Origin of the sequence: Marilutibacter maris, assembly GCF_006546735.2 — a bacterium.
In the GTDB taxonomy this organism is placed as follows: Bacteria; Pseudomonadota; Gammaproteobacteria; order Xanthomonadales; family Xanthomonadaceae; genus Marilutibacter; species Marilutibacter maris.
In genome coordinates, this window is record NZ_VICD02000099.1 from 1 (window position 1) to 16901 (window position 16901).

The following is a 16901-nucleotide window of genomic DNA, read 5'->3' on the forward strand; positions in this document are numbered from 1 at the left end:
CGCAGGTGGTCGCCGCCATCGGGATTGACCGCGGTCGCTTCCTGCGTGGTCGCGCGGGCGGCCTCGCGCTCATCGGCCAGCCGCTGCAGACGGGCCATTCGCTCGCGATAGCGGTCGCGGGCGTCGTGAGCGTGCTTGAGCGCGGCCCGGGCCTGGACCAGGGGCAGGTGGCAGGTGGGCTTGCAGCAGGGGCAGGGTTCTGCCGCCATCAGGCCGAGATCGATCGCGCGATCGACGTCGTCGGCGGCCAGCGCGTCCAGCATCGCGTGCTGTTTCGCGCCACTGGCATCCTTGCAGCCGCACAGGCGGCAGGGCCCGCTCATGAGCCCTTGAACGCCGGCTTGCGGCGCTCCAGGAAGGCGGTGGTGCCCTCACGCATGTCGTCGGTGGAGAACATCAGGCCGAACTGCGCGGTCTCGTACTCCAGCCCTTCCTCGATGCCGCACTCGCCGCCGACGTTGACGCAGTCGATGACGCCGCGCAGCGCCAACGGTGCCGCCCCGGCCAGCTGGGTCGCCAGCTTCAGCGTTTCGGCCTCCAGTTCGGCCGCCGCGACCACCCGGTTGACGATGCCCAGGGCCGCCGCCCGGGTCGCATCGATCGGGGCGCCGACCATGCACAGCTCCAGGGTCGCGGCGCGACCGGCCAGCCGCAGCAGGCGCTGGGTACCGCCGAATCCGGGAATCAGGCCGAGATTGATCTCCGGCTGCCCGACCTTGGCGGTGTCGGCGGCGATGCGCAGATGGCAGCACATCGCCAGCTCCAGGCCACCGCCGAGCGCGAAGCCGTTGATCATCGCGATCACCGGCTTGGGCATCTTCTCGACCCGGCGCATCATCCGTTGCCCGCGCAGGGAGAAGTCGCGCCCCTGAACCGGGCTCAGGGTGTTCATCTCGGCGATGTCGGCACCGGCGACGAAAGCCTTGGGGCCGGCGCCGGTCAGGATCACCGCGCGGACTCCGTCGTCGCCGGCGGCCTCGGCGAAGGCCGCGTCCAGCGCGTCCAGGGTCGCGGCATTGAGCGCGTTCAGCTTGTCCGGTCGGTTGACGGTGATCACGAGGACGTCGCCCTCGCGGCGGCTCAGCAATGGGGAGTCGGACATATGGACAGGTGTCTCGTATGGATGTGGAGTGGGTGGCGGACGCCAGTGCTCCGATCCTCGCCGAAGCGGCCCGGGTACGCGATCCGGGCAATATTCCGGATTCGGCCGGGAACTTGATCGGCCTTGTCTGGTCACAGCCGATGGCGTCAGTGGCGGTTAAGCCGTTGCGCCGGTATCCTAGCGCGTCCGAACGGGCCCTGTGCGGCCTCGAGGGCCCCATGACCGGTACTTGAGCGGTCGTCATGCGAATTGCGACGACCCGCCCGGTTCCGTGCCACACACCGGAGGTTTTACCGAATGAAGTTGCGTTTTCTCGCGGTCGCGACGACCGCCCTGGTCCTGGCCACTGGTGTTCTGGCCGCCGGCAGCGTCGCCGCCCAGGACATGTCTTCCGAGAAGGGCAAGCTGAGCTACGCGCTGGGCTACGACCTGGGCCGCAATGCGATCGAGAGCGGTGAAGCCGTCGACCTGAACACCATCATCAAGGGTCTGCAGGACGGCTACGCGAAGCAGCAGCCGGCCGTCGCGGTCGAAGAGCTGCGCACCGCGGTCCAGAACATGCAGAAGCGCCAGGCCGAGAAGGCCAAGGCCGACTGGGACCGCGCCGCCGCGACCAACAAGTCCAAGAGCGACACCTTCCTCGCCCAGAATCGCGCCAAGCCGGGCGTTCAGGCGCTGGCCGGCGGTATCCAGTACCGCGTGATCGAGGCCGGCAACGGCGGCAAGCCCACCCAGGGCAGCACCGTCGCGTTGCAGGTCGCCGGTCCGTTCGCCTGGGGCGAGCGTCCGCAGCCGGCGCGCGCCGCGCAGGACATCCCGGAGATCAAGGTCAGCGAGATCGAGATGCCGGCGATGCGCGAGGTCCTGCTGCAGATGCCGGCCGGCGCCAAGTGGGAAGTCACCCTGCCGCCGGAGAAGGCCTACGGCGCCGATCCGCGCACGCCGTTCCCGCCGAACGTCGCCGTGCAGTTCGAGATCAAGCTGGTCAGCGTCAAGTAATACCGCAGGCGGCCGCTCGAAGCGGCCGCCTTCTTTTTCCGGGGCCCGTGCGGGAGCCGGCCGGCGGATCGCGCCGGCACAGCGCTGTGCCGCATTCCGGCCTCGTCGGTGCCGGCAACCGGTTCGCGGGCCGCGAATTGCGCAGTGCTTCCCGGCAGCGGGCCCGGTGCGGCGAGACAATGCGCCGTGCCGCTGCCGTCCAGGTCCGAGCAACACCGAGATGAACTACCCCTTCCGCGCCGTACTCAGCCCCTGCATCGGCGTCTGCAGCCTCGATGAGAACGGTTACTGCGAAGGCTGCCACCGGACTTCCGCCGAGATCGCGCGCTGGTCGCAGATGAACGATGACGAACGGCTGAGGATGATGGAAACCGTGCTGCCCGAGCGGGAATCGGGCCGCCGGTGAGCGGCGGCGCGCCCGGGCCCTGGCCCGTAGACTGGCCGGAGCTGGCCTGCGCGCTGCATCCGCTGGCCGATCCGCCGCTCGGGCCCGGCTGGAACGCCGACGAGATCCGCGACCTGCTGGAACCGGGCGTGCGACCGGCCGAGGCCGCGGTCCTGGTCGGGCTGGTGCCGCGCGGCGAGAGCACCGGTGTGCTGCTGACCCGGCGCAATGCAGGCCTGCGCCAGCACGGCGGCCAGGTCAGTTTTCCTGGTGGCCGGATCGAGCCCGACGACGTCGACATCGTCGCCGCGGCGCTGCGCGAGGCGCACGAGGAGGTCGGCCTGGAGCGCGCCGCGGTACGTCCCCTGGGCTTCCTCGATCCACTGTCGACGATCACCGGTTTCCGGGTCACCCCGCTGGTGGCCAGCGTGTCCGGCGACTTCGTGCCGCGTCCCGATCCCTCGGAGGTCGAGGAGGTGTTCGAGGTGCCGCTGGAATATCTGATGGACCCGGGCAATCTGACCCGTCAGATCCTGCGTTATCGTGGCCGCAGCCGCGAGGTGCTGGAATTCCGCTACCCCGCGCAGCGCATCTGGGGCGCGACCGCCTCGATGCTGTTCAATCTGCGCGAGCGCCTCGCGCAGGCACGCTTGCGAGGTCGATGACGATGCAGACGCCCGCCCTGACCGAAGCCTGGAACACCTGGATCGGCGCCGAACGGCTGGCCCGCGCGCTGGGCGACGACGACTTGGCGGTGATCGATGCCCGCTTCGAGCTGGCCGACCCGGGGGCCGGCGAGGCGGGCTGGCGCCAGGCCCGGATTCCGGGGGCGCGTTATGCGCACCTGGATCGCGACCTGTCCGCGCCGGCGGAGTCGGGTGCCGAAGCCGCGCTGCATGGGCAGGGCCGTCATCCGTGGCCGCGTGCGGCGGAATTCGCCGCGCGTCTGCGGGCCTGGGGAGTGACGCCGGCGCACCGGGTCGCGGTCTACGATGCGGCCGGCGGCGCGCTGGCGGCGGCACGGCTGTGGTTCCTGCTGCGCGCGCTCGGACACGAGAAGGTCGCGGTGCTCGATGGCGGCTGGCAACACTGGTTGGCCCAGGGGCTGCCGATCGATCGCGAACCGCCGGCGCCGACGGCGAGCGCGGCGGCACCGTATCCGGGCGACTTCGACGCGGGTCTGTTGCTCGACGCGCCGCAGGTGCAGGCGCACCTGCGCGCCGGCGGCTTGCTGGTCGACGTGCGCGCGCCGGAACGCTTCCGTGGCGATGTCGAGCCGATCGACCGGGTCGGTGGCCATGTCCCCGGTGCGGTCAACCGGCCGTTCGCCGACAACCTGCGCGATGGGCTGTCCAAACCGCCGGCGGAGCTGGCGGCCGAATTCGAGGGCCTGCTCGATGGCCGCGCGCCGCGGGAGCTGGTCGCGATGTGCGGCTCCGGCGTCAGCGCCTGCCATCACCTGCTGGCGATGGCGCACGCCGGACTGCCGGGCGCGCGCCTGTTCACCGGATCCTGGAGCGGTTGGATCGAGGCCCCGTCGCGCCCGATCGCCACCGGCGCCTGAGCCTCGGCGCCAGGCACCCCGCAGGAGCGGCGCAGGCCGACGGGGCCTTCGTGGGAACACCCGGTCCCGGCCGGTGCCGCTCCCGTCCGACCGACCGGCGGTTACTTGCGCAGGCTGGCGACCAGCGCGTTGAGCGCGCGCTGGGTGCCGGCGTCGTACCAGGCGTCGATGAAGCGGTCGAGCTGGATCAGCTCCGGTTGCATCGCCGCGACCATGTCGGCGCGCGCGATCACCCGCGTCTGCAGCATCGCCTCCGTGGGCAGCGCGAGCAGTTGTTCGAGCCAACTGCGCGCGCGCTGGGCGACCTCGTCGATACCGACCAGCTCGTCGACCAGGCCGAACGCCAGCGCCTGTTCGGATTCGATCATCTCGCCGGCGACCAGCAGGCGCTCGGCGCGGTACGGACCGACCACCCGCCGCATCAGCCGCTGGATGCCTTCCGGCGCGACCAGGCCGACCCGGGTCTCGTTGAGGCCGATCCGGTACGGGCCCGAGGCCATCACCCGGTAATCGCAGCACAGCGCCAGCACGCAGCCGCCGGCCGGCGCGTGTCCGGCGATCGCCGCGACCACCGGCACCGGGCACTCGACCAGGGCGCGGGCGGCGCCGAAGAACGCTTCCCAGGCCGCCTTCAGCGCGGCCTTGTCCTCGCCCAGCGAGAGCAGGTGCGGCACGTCCAGGCCGGCGGAGAACACCTTGGGGCCGCCGCTGAGGACGATGCCACGCGCCTGCGAGGCGACCGCGGCGGCGATCGCGCCGTGCAGGGCGCCGCACAGGGCCGGATTCAGGGCATTGACCGGCGCGCGCGCCAGTTGCAGTTCGACGATGTCGCCGTGGCGACGGCTTTCGACCAGATCGTGCGGGCTCACAGGCGGATGCCCTCCGGCCACTGGTAACGGACGGTATAGGTGAGCGTGGTTTCGCCCTTGGCCGGCACCGGCACCTCGAACTCGGCCGACTGCGCGTCCTTGTCCGCGACCGGTACGCTGGAGGCGACGATCTCCCAGTCGCTCCATCGCATCATCGATTCGATCGCGCGGATCGTCACCGCGTCGTCGCCGGCATTGCCGAGGACCAGCTCGAACGACTCGGTGATGCGGCGGCCGTTGCGGTCGACCTCCAGCGAGGTCGCCTTGCGCTCGGCGCTGAGGTCGAACGCGGTGCCGACCCGCAGGCGTACTTCGCGTCCCTCGGGCGAATGTCCGAGCGCGGATTCGCCGAGGAAGTCGTCGCCGTCGAACACGCGCATCCGGCCGGCCGGCAGCGGCTGGCCGAGACCGGCGTCGCTGCTGTTGTCGAACGATACGGTGGCGGTGACCGGCAGCTCGCCGCTGCGCCCGCCGTAGCCGGGAGACAGCTGCGGCGACGGCGGAACCCAACCGGGCGCGTCGTCGCCGACCACGTAGGTGCGCTCGCATGCGACCGCGGCGCGCGGCGCGAACAGCGGCAGCCGCTCGACCGCGCCGTTGCCGATCCGGCTCGCCGACGGCAGCTCGTAGGCGTGGTACTCGCCGGAACGACGCGGTGCCGGCGGCGCGGCCGATATCTCCGCCATGTCGGCCTGCGGGGCCATGCGGTAGCGGTTGGCGCCGCCGCCGGCATTGCCGGTGCGGGCCGGTTCGCCGGCGACCAGGGTCAGGCGCGCGCTGTCGAAGGCCACGCCGGAGCGGTTGACCACCAGGGCGGCGCCGTCCAGGGCCAGGCGGCAGTCGTCGCCGGGGGCAATCGTCGCCCGGTACTCGGCGCGCCAGGCCATGCCGCCCATCGGATAGCTCAGCGCGAACGCGGTCTCGCCGGCCTTCTCGGCCTCGACCGCCCAGTGCAGGGCGGCCTCGCGCGGCAGGGTGTCGTTGCCGGCGATGATGCTGAAGTTGTCGTAGTCGCGGATCACCTTCACCCGGCCGTCGGCGAGCCCCAGGCTGAGGCCATCGCCGACCGCGAGCAGGATGCCGCTGTCGGTCTGCTTGGCGCCGCCGGAGGTGTGCTCGACGGTGATCCGCTGGCCGATCGCCCGGGTCAGCACGTCGCCGGTGCCCGACAGCGGCGCGACATAGCGCTGCCCGCCCACGCTCACGCCGTCGCTTTCGGGACGCAGCACCGCGGCTTCCACGTCCATCGCCGGCGGTATCCGGGTCGCGCTGATGTCGTTGCCGCCGACGCTCAGGTTGTAGCGCAGGGTGCGCTCGACCAGGGCGTAGCCGGGCATGCCGGGACCGCTGGGAACGCCGCTGCGCAAGGCCTCGTAGTCGCCGCTGTAGACGGTGAGGCGGGTGCCCTGGGCGGCCTCGGTTTCGTCGGGGCGACCGTTGTCGGCGCCGCGTGCGTCGGCATCGGCCGAAGGCCGGGGCGCGGTGTCCTGCGCCGGACCGGAAGGCGAACAGGCGGCCAGCAGGCAGGCTGCCGCCAGCAGTGACAGGGGGTGACGCATCGCGGACTCCGTTCTCGACCTGCCGATATCATAGGCCGATGCGGCACCGTCGTGCCGCCATCGTGCCGGCGCGCTTCAGGGCCGGCGCCGGATCCAGGGCGAAATCCGGGGCAGGACTCAGGGAGAGCAGGCCTCGCGGACTGCCTCCGGCAGCGGCGCGGCCTGTCCGGTCTCGCGATCGATCCAGACCATCACCACGTAGCCGTCGCAGTAGAGTGTGTCGCGATCGGCGGCGGCGGCGATGCGGTGGCCGATGCTCACACTGGTGTTGCCCAGGCGTTCGACGAACAGCTCGATCGCGATCTCGGCCGGCCACTCGATCGGACGCTTGTAGTTCAGATGGGCGGCGGCGACGACTGGGGCGACATCGTCGTCCAGGCCCTGGCCGGGTACGCCGAGCATCCAGCGCAGGCGGGCCTCTTCCAGGTAGCTGAGGTACTTGGAATTGTTGACGTGGTTGAACGCATCCAGATCGCGCCAGCGCACGGTCATCGGCGTGTTCAGCAACAGCGTTTCGGCGGGGCTGTCCGCAGGCGTCGGCGTTGCGGCTGGTGCCGCCGTGCCGCCGCCATCGCCGCCGTCCGCGGCCTGGGCCGGTGCTGGTGCGGTTTTCTTCTTCGCCGGGCGTTTCTTCGCCGCGGTCGTGCGCTTGCGCGCGGCGGTCTTGCGCGGCTTGCGGGCGCCGTCGCCGGCCTCGGGCGAGGCGGCGCTTCCGGTGTCGGCGTCGCTGGTGGCGCCTGCCTTGTTCTGGGTGCTCATGCGTTGGCTTTCTTGCTCTTCTTGGCGGCGGTCTTGCGCGGCGCGGTCTTGCGTGCCCCCGCCTTTCCGCCCTTTGAACTGGCCGCGGGCTTGCCCAGCAGCGGGGCGAGGAAGCGGCCGGTATGCGAATGCTCCAGCGCCGCGATGTCCTCGGGCGTGCCGGTGGCGAGTATGGTGCCGCCGCGATGGCCGCCCTCGGGGCCGAGGTCGACGATCCAGTCGGCGGTCTTGATCACGTCGAGGTTGTGCTCGATCACCACCACCGTGTTGCCGTCGTCGCGCAGGCGGTGCAGCACGCTCAGCAGGTGCTCGATGTCGTGGAAATGCAGGCCGGTGGTCGGTTCGTCGAGGATGTAGAGGGTGCGCCCGGTATCGCGCCGCGACAGTTCCTTAGACAGCTTCACGCGCTGGGCCTCGCCGCCGGACAGGGTGGTCGCGCTCTGGCCGAGCTTGATGTAGCTCAGGCCGACATCGACCAGGGTCTCGAGCTTGCGCGCGATCGCCGGGATGTTCTCGAACAGGCCCAGCGCGTCCTCGACGGTCATCTCCAGCACGTCGTGGATCGAGTAGCCCTTGTAGAGGATCTCCAGCGTCTCGCGGTTGTAGCGCTTGCCGCCGCAGACGTCGCAGGGCACGTACACGTCGGGCAGGAAGTGCATCTCGACCTTGATCAGGCCGTCGCCCTGGCAGGCCTCGCAGCGGCCGCCGCGGACGTTGAAACTGAAGCGTCCGGCCGCGTAGCCGCGCGCACGCGACTCCGGCACCTGCGCGAACAGCTCGCGCAGCGGGGTGAACAGGCCGGTGTAGGTGGCCGGGTTGGAGCGCGGGGTGCGGCCGATCGGCGACTGGTCGATGTCGACGACCTTGTCGAACAGGTCGATGTTGTCGACCGAGGCGTACGGCGCGGCGGTCTGCGAGGCGCCGTTGAGCTCGTTGGCGGCGATCACGTACAGGGTGTCGTTGATCAGGGTCGACTTGCCGGAGCCGGACACGCCGGTGACGCAGGTCAACAGCCCGGCCGGGATGTCGAGGTCGACGTTCTTGAGGTTGTTGCCGCGCGCGCCGTGCAGGTGCAGGGTCGCCTTGGGATTGGGCCTGGTGCGCTTGGCCGGCACCTCGATCCGCTTGCGTCCGCTCAGGTACTGGCCGGTCAGCGAACGTGGCGCCTTGAGCACGTCCTCCAGCTGTCCCTGGGCGACCACTTCGCCGCCGTGCACGCCGGCGCCGGGGCCGATGTCGACGACATGGTCGGCCAGGCGGATCGCGTCTTCGTCGTGCTCGACCACGATCACCGTGTTGCCGAGGTCGCGCAGTCGGGTCAGGGTGCCGAGCAGGCGCTCGTTGTCGCGCTGGTGCAGGCCGATGGAGGGCTCGTCGAGCACGTACATCACCCCGACCAGGCCGGCGCCGATCTGGCTGGCCAGGCGGATGCGCTGGGCCTCGCCGCCGGACAGCGAGTCGGCCTTGCGTTCCAGGGTCAGGTAGTCGAGGCCGACATCGACCAGGAAGCGCAGGCGGTCGGCGATCTCCTTGACGATCTTGACCGCGATCTCGCCGCGCCAGCCGGGCAGGTGCATCGCCTGGAAGAAGGCCAGCGCCTCGTCGACCGGCATCACCACGATCTCCGGCAACGGCCGTTCGTCGACGAACACGTTGCGGGCGGCGCGGTTGAGACGGGCGCCGCCGCACTCGGGGCAGGGGCGCTCGCTGATGTACTTGGACAGTTCCTCGCGCACCGCCGCCGACTCGGTCTCGCGGTAGCGGCGTTCGAGGTTGGGAATGATGCCCTCGAAGCGGTGCTTGCGCTGGTTGCGGCTGCCGCCGTCGGTCAGGTAGGTGAAGGTGATCTGTTCCTCGCCGCTGCCGTACAGCACCGCCTGGCGCACGTCCTCGGACAGGGCCTGCCACGGCGCGTCGACGTCGAAGTCGTAGTGCCGCGCCAGCGACTGGATCATCTGGAAGTAGTAGGCGTTGCGGCGGTCCCAGCCGCGCACCGCGCCGGCGGACAGCGCCAGTTCGGGGTGCACCACCACCCGCCCCGGGTCGAAGAACTGCGCCACGCCGAGGCCGTCGCAGTGCTGGCAGGCGCCGACCGGCGAGTTGAACGAGAACAGCCGCGGTTCCAGCTCGGGCAGCGCGTAGTCGCAGACCGGGCAGCTGTAGCGCGAGGAGAACAGCAGCGGTTCGGCGTCGGCCTGATCCAGCGACATTACCGAGGCCATGCCGTCGCCGAGCTTGAGCGCGGTCTCGAACGACTCGGCCAGGCGCTGCTTCATGTCCTCGCGCGGACGGAAGCGGTCGACCACCGCCTCGATGGTGTGCTTCTGGCGCAGTGCCAGGGTCGGCACCGCGTCGATCTCGTGGACCTCGCCGTCGACGCGCACGCGCACGTAGCCCTGCGCGCGCAGCTGCTCGAACACCTGGGCGTGCTCGCCCTTGCGCTCGCGGATCACCGGCGCCAGCAGCATGTAGCGCTGCTCGGCGGTGTCGGGCCTGGCGGACAGCGCGATCACCTGGTCGACCATCTGGCTGACGGTCTGCGCCTCCAGCGGGTAGTGGTGGTCGGGGCAGCGTGGGGTGCCGACGCGCGCGTACAGCAGGCGCAGGTAGTCGTAGATCTCGGTGATCGTGCCGACGGTCGAGCGCGGGTTGTGCGAGGTCGACTTCTGTTCGATCGAGATCGCCGGCGACAGGCCCTCGATATGATCGACGTCGGGCTTCTCCATCACCGACAGGAACTGCCGCGCATAGGCCGACAGCGACTCGACGTAACGGCGCTGGCCCTCCGCGTAGACGGTGTCGAACGCGAGCGAGGACTTGCCCGAACCCGACAGGCCGGTGATCACGATCAGCTTGTCGCGCGGCAGGTCGAGATCGATGTTCTTGAGATTGTGCGTCCGCGCACCGCGGATGCGGATGGTGTCCATGTGGGGTGGGGGCCCTGCGCTGGTCGTGGGGGGCTCGCCGCCGTATTACGGAGGCGGCTCGCGGCGGTAAGCCGACGAGCGTATCGGTTGCCCGATATGGGGGCAAATACCGGCCACGCCAGAGCGGGCCGGCTGCTGCCAGCACGGTGTCAGCAGGGAAGCGGCCGCGGCCGACCGGCGCACGGCCGGTGTCGCGGCGCCGCAGTGCTCAGTTCAGTACCCTGAATGTCACCTGGTCCGCCTGCGTGCCGGTCGCGGCACCGCCATCGCTGGCGAGGGTCTCGATCATGCCCGGGTTGACGCCATTGACGATCAGCTGGACCTTCACCGCCTCGGCGCGCCGGCGCGACAGCAATGCGTCGGCGTCGGGGTCGCCGCTGGCCGCGGCGTGGCCGGCGATCTCGACCCGGCGGTCGGCCGGCATCGACGCCAGCGTCTGGCCGGCCTGGGCGATCACCGCGAGGCTGGCCGGGGCGATCTTGGCGCTGCCCTGTTCGAAGCCGATCGCCATCTTGTTCAGCGCCGATTCGACGCCGTGGGCCGGCGATTGCGGGTGCAGGGCCGCCAGCGCGGCAATGGCGGGGTCGGCGTCGCCGTCCTGGCCGGCGAACAGGCCGCTCAGCCTCAGGCCGGGAAAGTGGGTGCGGGCCAGGGTTTCGAGCCGGCCGCGCTGATCGGCGGCAACCTGGCCGGAAAGCTCGATCGTGTCGGCCCGGAAGCTGATCGCCGCGCCAGGCGCCTTGAACCCGGCCAGGAACGGCGCCAGGCCGTGCAGCCAGGGCGCCGGACGGGCGTTGCCATCGACGGTGACCCCGCCGCTGACCCGGTCGGAGGCATAGGCGGCGCCGATCGCCTCGGTGATGGTCTTGCGCGCGGCGTCGCTGTCGACGGTGCCGTCGAAGCGCAGCATGCCGTTGTTGTCGACGATGCTCAGGCGACTGTCGAAGGCGGCTTCGGCGGGCGCGGCGGCGGACACCGCGTCGCTCATCGGGTCATCCTGCGCGTTGGCGACGGGGGCGGCTTCGCGGCTGCAGCCGCTGGCCAGCGCCAGCGCCAGCGGGACCAGCGCCAGCCATCGCGCCGGTCGCCGGTGGAATGGGGAGGGGGTGCCGGGGAGAGAAAAGCGGGACGTGCTTGCGGACATTCGCGGTTTCCGTGTCGGTGGCGGTGGAAGGCGGCCGCGGGGGAGCGGCCGCCGGGATCGGGAGCCCCGGACGGGGCCCCCGATGCATGTGCCGCGAACGGCTTACTGCTTCGACCTGCGCTTCTGCGAGGCGTAGTCGATCGACACCGGGTCGGAGCATTCCTGGGTGCCGTTGTTGCAGACCTTGTAGCTCATCGTGCCGCTGCCGATGATCCGGAAGGTGTCCGTGGTGCTGAGCCTGCGATTGCGCACGGTCTTCAGGATCGCGCCGTTGCGGTAGATGTCCACGTACTTGGCGCCGTGGGTCCACTGCAGGTGCACGCGGGTGCGGTGGTTGTTGAGCTGGGCGGCCTCGGCCTCCAGCGCACGCGGCCAGCCGGCATCGACGAAGCTGGGGTACAGCGAGATGCCGGCGGCATTGCTGAAGCCCTTGATCGTCACGTACCAGGTGCCGCCTTCCGGCGCCGGGAAGAAGCAGGTCTCGTTGTTGCCGGCCGAGAACGGGCGGCAGTCGTAGGCCGTATCGGTCGGCTCGTCGCCGTGACGCACGTAGATGTCGGCATCGCCGGTGCCGCCGTACATCGCGAACAGCAGGTTGGAAGCGCCGTTGGGCACCTGCAGCTCGTAACGCACGGTGCCGTCGGCCTCGACCTCGATGTCGGTCACGGTGACGCCGTTCTCCAGCGGGGTGGCCGGCGGCGGCGGCGGCGGCGGCGGCGGAGCGTCGGGCAGCGGCTCGGCGCCGGAAGCGACCGAGACCGCGTACTGGGCGTCGATCACGCCCGAACCGCAGCTCTTGCTGTAGCTGCAGCCGACCGGGAAGCCGGTGGCGGCATAGGCGGTGTTGACCAGGATCTCCTCGATCTCGGCCGGGGTCTTGGGCATCGGTGCCGCCGCCTGCATCAGCGCGACGGTGCCGGCCACGTGCGGTGCCGCCATCGAGGTGCCGGCATACCAGGCGTAGACGTCGTCCTCCTGGGTGGTCGCACCGCTGTTGAGGGTCGACAGGATGTTGTCCTCGGCCGGCGTGGCGCCGGTGCCGCCCGGCGCGGCGACGTCGACGGTGTCGCCGAAGTTCGAGTAGCCGCTGGCGAACTGGTAGTCCGGGCCGGTGGCCGCCACCGCGATCACGTTGTCGCAGTTGGCCGGGGTGAAGCCCGACGCGTCGGAGCTGCTGTTGCCGGCCGCGACGACCACGGACGTGCCGCGGCCGACCGCGCCGTCGATCGCGCTCTGCATCGCCGCCGAACAGGCGCCGCCGCCGCCGAGGCTGAGGTTGATGACCTCGGCCGGAGTGGCGTTGTCGGGCACGCCGGAAACGGTGCCGCCGGAAGCCCAGGTGATCGCGTCGGCGATATCGGAGATGTAGCCGCCGCACTTGCCGAGCACGCGCACCGGCTGCACCTTGGCGCCGTGGGCGACGCCGGCCACGCCGATGCCGTTGTCGGTGGCCGCGGCGATGGTGCCGGCGACGTGGGTGCCGTGCCAGCTGCTGTCCTCGGGAATGCCGAAGATGTTGCACTCGCCGCTGTGCCAGTCGCCCGGGTCGTTCGGGTCGGCGTCGCGGCCGTCGCCGTCGACGGCGGTGTCGAGGTCGTCGATGAAGTCGTAGCCGGCGACGTAGCTGCCGGCCAGGTCGACGTGCGGAGTGCTGCCGGTGTCCAGAACCGCGACCACCACGCCGTCGCCGGTGCTCAGGTCCCAGGCGCCCTCGGCGTTGATGCCGCCGTTGCCGGACTGGTAGTGCCACTGCTGCGGGTAGGCGGGGTCGTTGGGCACGAACTGGCGGGTCAGCTTGCGGTCGGGCTCGACCGTCAGCACGTTCGGATCCTTCATCAGCGCGATCATCAGCGCCTTGCTGGCCGCACGGTCGAGCTTGCGATCGGTGCGGATCACCGCGTCCCCGGTCGCCAGCGTGCGCAGCGGCTCGATGCCGATGCCGGCGTCACGGGCGGCGGTGGCCAACCCCTGGACGCGGGATGCGGCGGTGGCGGATGCCCGCAGGGTCGGATCCTGGCGATAGGTGACGATGAAACGGTCCACCGATTCGCTGGCCGCCCGGGCGGTCGCGGTGGCCGCCGCGGCCGAACTCGGCGGCTTGAAGCCATTCAACTTGCCGCCGGAATAGGCCGCGGGGGCGACCACGATGGCGGTGGCGATGGCAAGGGCGCTCCACCTCACGTTCCTGTTGCGAGTGGAGCCCGTCTTCTTCGATTTTGACATGGGAAACAGTCCTTCGATTGCAGTCCATCTTCCCGACGTATCCCCTTGGTCACGTCGGGTCCGGTCGCGCCCCTGCCGTCATGGCACGCAGGCGCAACTTCGTTCCGCGGACTCCGGCATGGTGGGCCGGGCCGCGGGTGCGGGGTGACGGGAGCAGTGGCGCCGCGCGCCGGTCGGCGCGGTGGCGGGGCAAGGTACGGCCGGGATCGACGAGCACGCGCGGGCGCGGCCGTGGCGTTCACGGACACGGGAGCAGACGCGGATCGGGTGGGGGAGAGCGTCCTGGCTCAATCGGGGTGCCTTGTTTGGGGCGTGCCGGCACCGGGCTGGCGCGGCATTCCTTGCCGGTTTCCGCGGTCCCTGTCGCCGCAGATGACTCGAACCTAAATGAAAATCGTTGTCGCTTACAAGGGGGGTGTGTCCGATTTTTGACAATCCATCCCGCTTTTTCGCGAGCCCATGCTTGGCGCCAGACTCGGCAAAGTCCTGGTTCGGGTCCGGCGTCGCGGCGCCCGTCCGGGGGCGTGTTTGCATGGGCAACGGCGGGCGGTTACAATTCCGCTCCTGTCTGTCCGATCCGGACAACAGCGACCAAAATAACTACAGAGGAATCTGGTCATGTACGCAGTAGTAGTCACCGGCGGTAAGCAGTACCGCGTGATGCAGGGCGAGACCCTGCGCGTCGAGCTGCTCGAAGCCGAAGCCGGCAGCGAGATCAAGCTGGACAACGTCCTGATGCTGGGCGATGGCGAGGGCGTGAAGGTCGGCGACGAGGTCAAGGGCGCCACCGTCACCGCCAAGGTCGTCGGCCACGGCCGCGCCGACAAGGTGCGCATCGTGAAGTTCCGTCGCCGCAAGCACCACCGCAAGCAGATGGGCCACCGTCAGCATTACACCGAAATCGAAATCACCGGCATCGCCGGCAAGTAAGGAGAAGCAGTCATGGCACATAAAAAGGGCGTAGGCTCCACCCGCAACGGCCGCGACTCCAACCCGAAGTACCTGGGCGTCAAGATCTACGGCGGCCAGGCGATCGAGGCCGGCAACATCATCGTCCGTCAGCGCGGCACCCAGTTCCATCCGGGCAGCGGCGTTGGCCTGGGTCGCGACCACACGCTGTTCGCGCTGGTCGACGGCAAGGTCGAGTTCTCGACCAAGGGCCCGAAGAAGCGCCGTACCGTCAGCGTCGTCGCTGCCGAGTAAGCGCCGGCAGCCGGCGCCACGCGCCGATGCCACTAAGGCCCCGCTCCGGCGGGGCCTTTCGTTTACAGGCCGCGAAAATCGCGCGGCCGCTGTCGTGGCGCCGGCTAGAATCGCCGGGCGCCCCGCCAGGAATCACGTGCCCCCAACCGGTTCCCCACCATGAAACTCGTCGACGAAGCTGAAATCCAGGTCATCGCAGGCAACGGCGGCAATGGCTGCGTCGGTTTCCGCCGCGAGAAGTTCATCCCGCTCGGCGGCCCCGATGGCGGCGATGGCGGCGACGGCGGCAGCGTCTGGCTGGAGGCCTCCGAGAACCTCAATACCCTGGTCGACTTCCGCCACCAGAAGAGCTTCCGCGCCCAGCGCGGCGAGAACGGCATGGGCCGGCAGATGTACGGCAAGGCCGGCGAGGACACCGTCATCACCGTGCCGGTCGGTACCGTGATCACCAACGTCGAGACCGATGAGGTCATCGGCGACATGACCCGTCACGGCGACCGCCTGCTGGTCGCCAAGGGCGGCAAGGGCGGGCTGGGCAACATGCACTTCAAGAGCTCGGTCAATCGTGCGCCTCGCAAGGCGCTGCCGGGCCTGCCGGGTGAGGAGCGGGTGCTGAGGCTGGAGCTGAAGCTGTTGGCCGACGTCGGTCTGCTGGGCTTCCCGAATGCCGGCAAGAGCACCCTGATCCGCGCGGTCTCGGCGGCGACGCCCAAGGTCGCCGACTATCCGTTCACCACCCTGTACCCGAATCTGGGCGTGGTCAGCGTCGAGGCGCACCGCAGCTTCGTGATCGCCGACATCCCGGGTCTGATCGAGGGTGCGGCCGATGGCGCCGGCCTCGGCGCGCAGTTCCTGCGCCACCTGCAGCGCACCCGCCTGCTGCTGCACCTGGTCGACATGGCGCCGATGGAAGGCGGTGTGGAGGGCGTCAGCCCGGCCGAGCAGGTGCGGGCGATCGAGCACGAGCTCGGCAAGCACGATCCGGAGCTGCTGAACAAGCCGCGCTGGTTGATCCTCAACAAGGCCGACCTGCTGCTGGAGGAGGAGCAGGCGGAGGCCGCCCAGGCGATCATCGACGAGCTGGGCTGGAAGGACCGCTGGTACAAGGTGTCGGCGATCAGCCGCGAAGGCACCTGGCCGGTGATGCTCGACGTGATGGCGTTCTTCGACCGCCAGGCCGAGGAGGCGGCCGAAGCCGCGGCCGAGGCGGCGGCTCAGGGCGCGCGCGCCGACTGAATTCTTGGCGTTGCTGGCCGGCGCCGGGCGGTATCCGCAGGAGCGGCGTGGGCCGCGATGGCCTTCATGGGAAAGCCCGTCGCAGCTTACGCAGCTCCTACAGATGCGGAGGCCTTCCCCTGTAGGAGCGGCGGCCTTCATGGGACGGCCCGGTCGCAGCTTGCGCAGCTCCCACGAAAGCGATCCCCGTCCTGTAGGAGCGGCGTGAGCCGCGATCCCGGGCTGCGCCCGGGAATCCCCAAGGTTTGCCGCGCAAGCCTTGTGCCCCGCCGTTGCGCGATTCGGTGGGCTGCGGTCCTGTGTTTTGTAGGAGTGGCGTAAGCTGCGAAGGCCTTGGTGGGAGCCCATCGCGGCTTACGCCGCTCCTGTTCGACTGTGGGCGCTGCGGCCCGGGCAACAAAAAAGCCGGCGGGTGCCGGCTTCTTCGTTTGCGGGCCGGGGCGGGTGCCCCGGACGCAGGGTGGGCTGCCTCAGGCGGCCTTGAGCGCCTTGATGCGGGCGTTCAGGCGGCTCTTGTGGCGGGCGGCCTTGTTCTTGTGGATCAGACCGCGCGAGCTGTAGCGGTCGAGGATCGGTTGGGCGGCCTTGAAGGCGGTCTCGGCGCCGGCGGCGTCGTTCTCGCCCAGGGCCTTGAGCACCTTCTTGACGTAGGTGCGCAGCATCGAACGCTGGCTGGCGTTACGGGCATTGCGCACGACGGTCTGCTTGGCGCGCTTCTTGGCGGACTTGATGTTAGCCACGGCGGAATCCTGGAATATTTTGAGGTCGGAACTGGTAAAGAGGAACTTGGCTGGTTCGCTGCCCCTGCATCGGGAACCGGGCGGTTCCGAAGCGGGTAGGACTTGATCCAGGCAAGTAGACAGGAAATTATGGTCAATTCAGTGGCTTGCGTCAACAGCGGCAGCCGGAGGAATTTGTTTGTCTGACAACA

At 70.1% G+C, this 16901-nt stretch carries 13 protein-coding genes and 2 pseudogenes; 6 read left to right on the forward strand and 9 right to left on the reverse strand.

From position 1 onward, the window contains the following. Nucleotides 1-323 (reverse strand): annotated as a pseudogene (locus FKV24_RS06705) (hypothetical protein); the annotation flags it as partial. Then, nucleotides 320-1102, reverse strand: coding sequence for an enoyl-CoA hydratase/isomerase family protein (locus tag FKV24_RS06710; RefSeq protein WP_111266015.1), 783 nt, complete (start codon nucleotides 1100-1102; stop codon nucleotides 320-322). The pseudogene FKV24_RS06705 and the gene FKV24_RS06710, both read right to left, overlap by 4 nt. Nucleotides 1103-1399: 297 nt before the next feature. Between FKV24_RS06710 and FKV24_RS06715 the strand changes: the two genes are divergently transcribed. From FKV24_RS06715 to FKV24_RS06725, 3 genes and pseudogenes are all read left to right on the forward strand, one after another. After that, entirely contained in the window at nucleotides 1400-2101 is a 702-nt protein-coding gene (locus FKV24_RS06715) for an FKBP-type peptidyl-prolyl cis-trans isomerase N-terminal domain-containing protein (RefSeq protein ID WP_111266016.1), read from the forward strand. Nucleotides 2102-2321: 220 nt separating this feature from the next. After that, nucleotides 2322-3151 (forward strand): annotated as a pseudogene (locus FKV24_RS06720) (CoA pyrophosphatase). A 2-nt stretch (nucleotides 3152-3153) separates the two neighbouring features. Continuing rightward, nucleotides 3154-4050 carry a sulfurtransferase gene (locus tag FKV24_RS06725; protein ID WP_249040943.1) on the forward strand — a complete coding sequence of 299 codons (897 nt, stop codon included), beginning with the start codon at nucleotides 3154-3156 and terminating at the stop codon, nucleotides 4048-4050. 101 nt (nucleotides 4051-4151) lie between these two features. Here the strand turns inward: FKV24_RS06725 and FKV24_RS06730 are convergent, their stop codons facing one another. The 6 genes from FKV24_RS06730 to FKV24_RS06750 form a co-directional block, all read right to left on the reverse strand. Beyond that, nucleotides 4152-4904 (reverse strand): enoyl-CoA hydratase/isomerase family protein, encoded by a 753-nt coding sequence (locus tag FKV24_RS06730; RefSeq protein ID WP_249040946.1) that lies wholly within the window; start codon nucleotides 4902-4904, stop codon nucleotides 4152-4154. 11 nt (nucleotides 4905-4915) lie between these two features. Then, nucleotides 4916-6478: a DUF4139 domain-containing protein gene (locus FKV24_RS19800; protein WP_249040944.1), complete on the reverse strand. Its 1563-nt coding sequence runs from the start codon at nucleotides 6476-6478 to the stop codon at nucleotides 4916-4918. A 117-nt stretch (nucleotides 6479-6595) separates the two neighbouring features. Next, a complete protein-coding gene (locus FKV24_RS06735) occupies nucleotides 6596-6970 on the reverse strand; it encodes an acyl-CoA thioesterase (protein WP_111268001.1) in 375 nt (124 codons plus the stop codon). 263 nt (nucleotides 6971-7233) lie between these two features. Next, nucleotides 7234-10164, reverse strand: a complete 2931-nt coding sequence (gene uvrA, locus FKV24_RS06740; RefSeq protein ID WP_141481836.1) for an excinuclease ABC subunit UvrA — start codon at nucleotides 10162-10164, stop codon at nucleotides 7234-7236. Between the two features lie 208 nt (nucleotides 10165-10372). Then, nucleotides 10373-11308 carry an OmpA family protein gene (locus tag FKV24_RS06745; protein WP_141481837.1) on the reverse strand — a complete coding sequence of 312 codons (936 nt, stop codon included), beginning with the start codon at nucleotides 11306-11308 and terminating at the stop codon, nucleotides 10373-10375. A gap of 102 nt (nucleotides 11309-11410) precedes the next feature. Continuing rightward, nucleotides 11411-13489: a S8 family peptidase gene (locus tag FKV24_RS06750; RefSeq protein WP_249040945.1), complete on the reverse strand. Its 2079-nt coding sequence runs from the start codon at nucleotides 13487-13489 to the stop codon at nucleotides 11411-11413. 660 nt (nucleotides 13490-14149) lie between these two features. Between FKV24_RS06750 and rplU the strand changes: the two genes are divergently transcribed. The 3 genes from rplU to cgtA all read left to right on the forward strand — a co-directional run bounded on the left by rplU (nucleotide 14150) and on the right by cgtA (nucleotide 15970). After that, on the forward strand, nucleotides 14150-14461 hold the full coding sequence (rplU, locus tag FKV24_RS06755) for a 50S ribosomal protein L21 (protein WP_111266021.1): 312 nt from the start codon (nucleotides 14150-14152) through the stop codon (nucleotides 14459-14461). Between the two features lie 12 nt (nucleotides 14462-14473). Further along, the gene (rpmA, locus tag FKV24_RS06760) at nucleotides 14474-14734 is read left to right on the forward strand and encodes a 50S ribosomal protein L27 (RefSeq protein WP_111266022.1); all 261 of its coding nucleotides are present in this window, start codon (nucleotides 14474-14476) and stop codon (nucleotides 14732-14734) included. A 159-nt stretch (nucleotides 14735-14893) separates the two neighbouring features. Further along, nucleotides 14894-15970, forward strand: coding sequence for an Obg family GTPase CgtA (cgtA, locus tag FKV24_RS06765; protein WP_141481839.1), 1077 nt, complete (start codon nucleotides 14894-14896; stop codon nucleotides 15968-15970). A 470-nt stretch (nucleotides 15971-16440) separates the two neighbouring features. Here cgtA and rpsT read toward each other — a convergent pair whose 3' ends face one another. Then, complete coding sequence (gene rpsT, locus FKV24_RS06770) at nucleotides 16441-16710, reverse strand: 30S ribosomal protein S20 (protein ID WP_111266024.1); 270 nt, start codon at nucleotides 16708-16710, stop codon at nucleotides 16441-16443. Nucleotides 16711-16901: the final 191 nt, after the last annotated feature.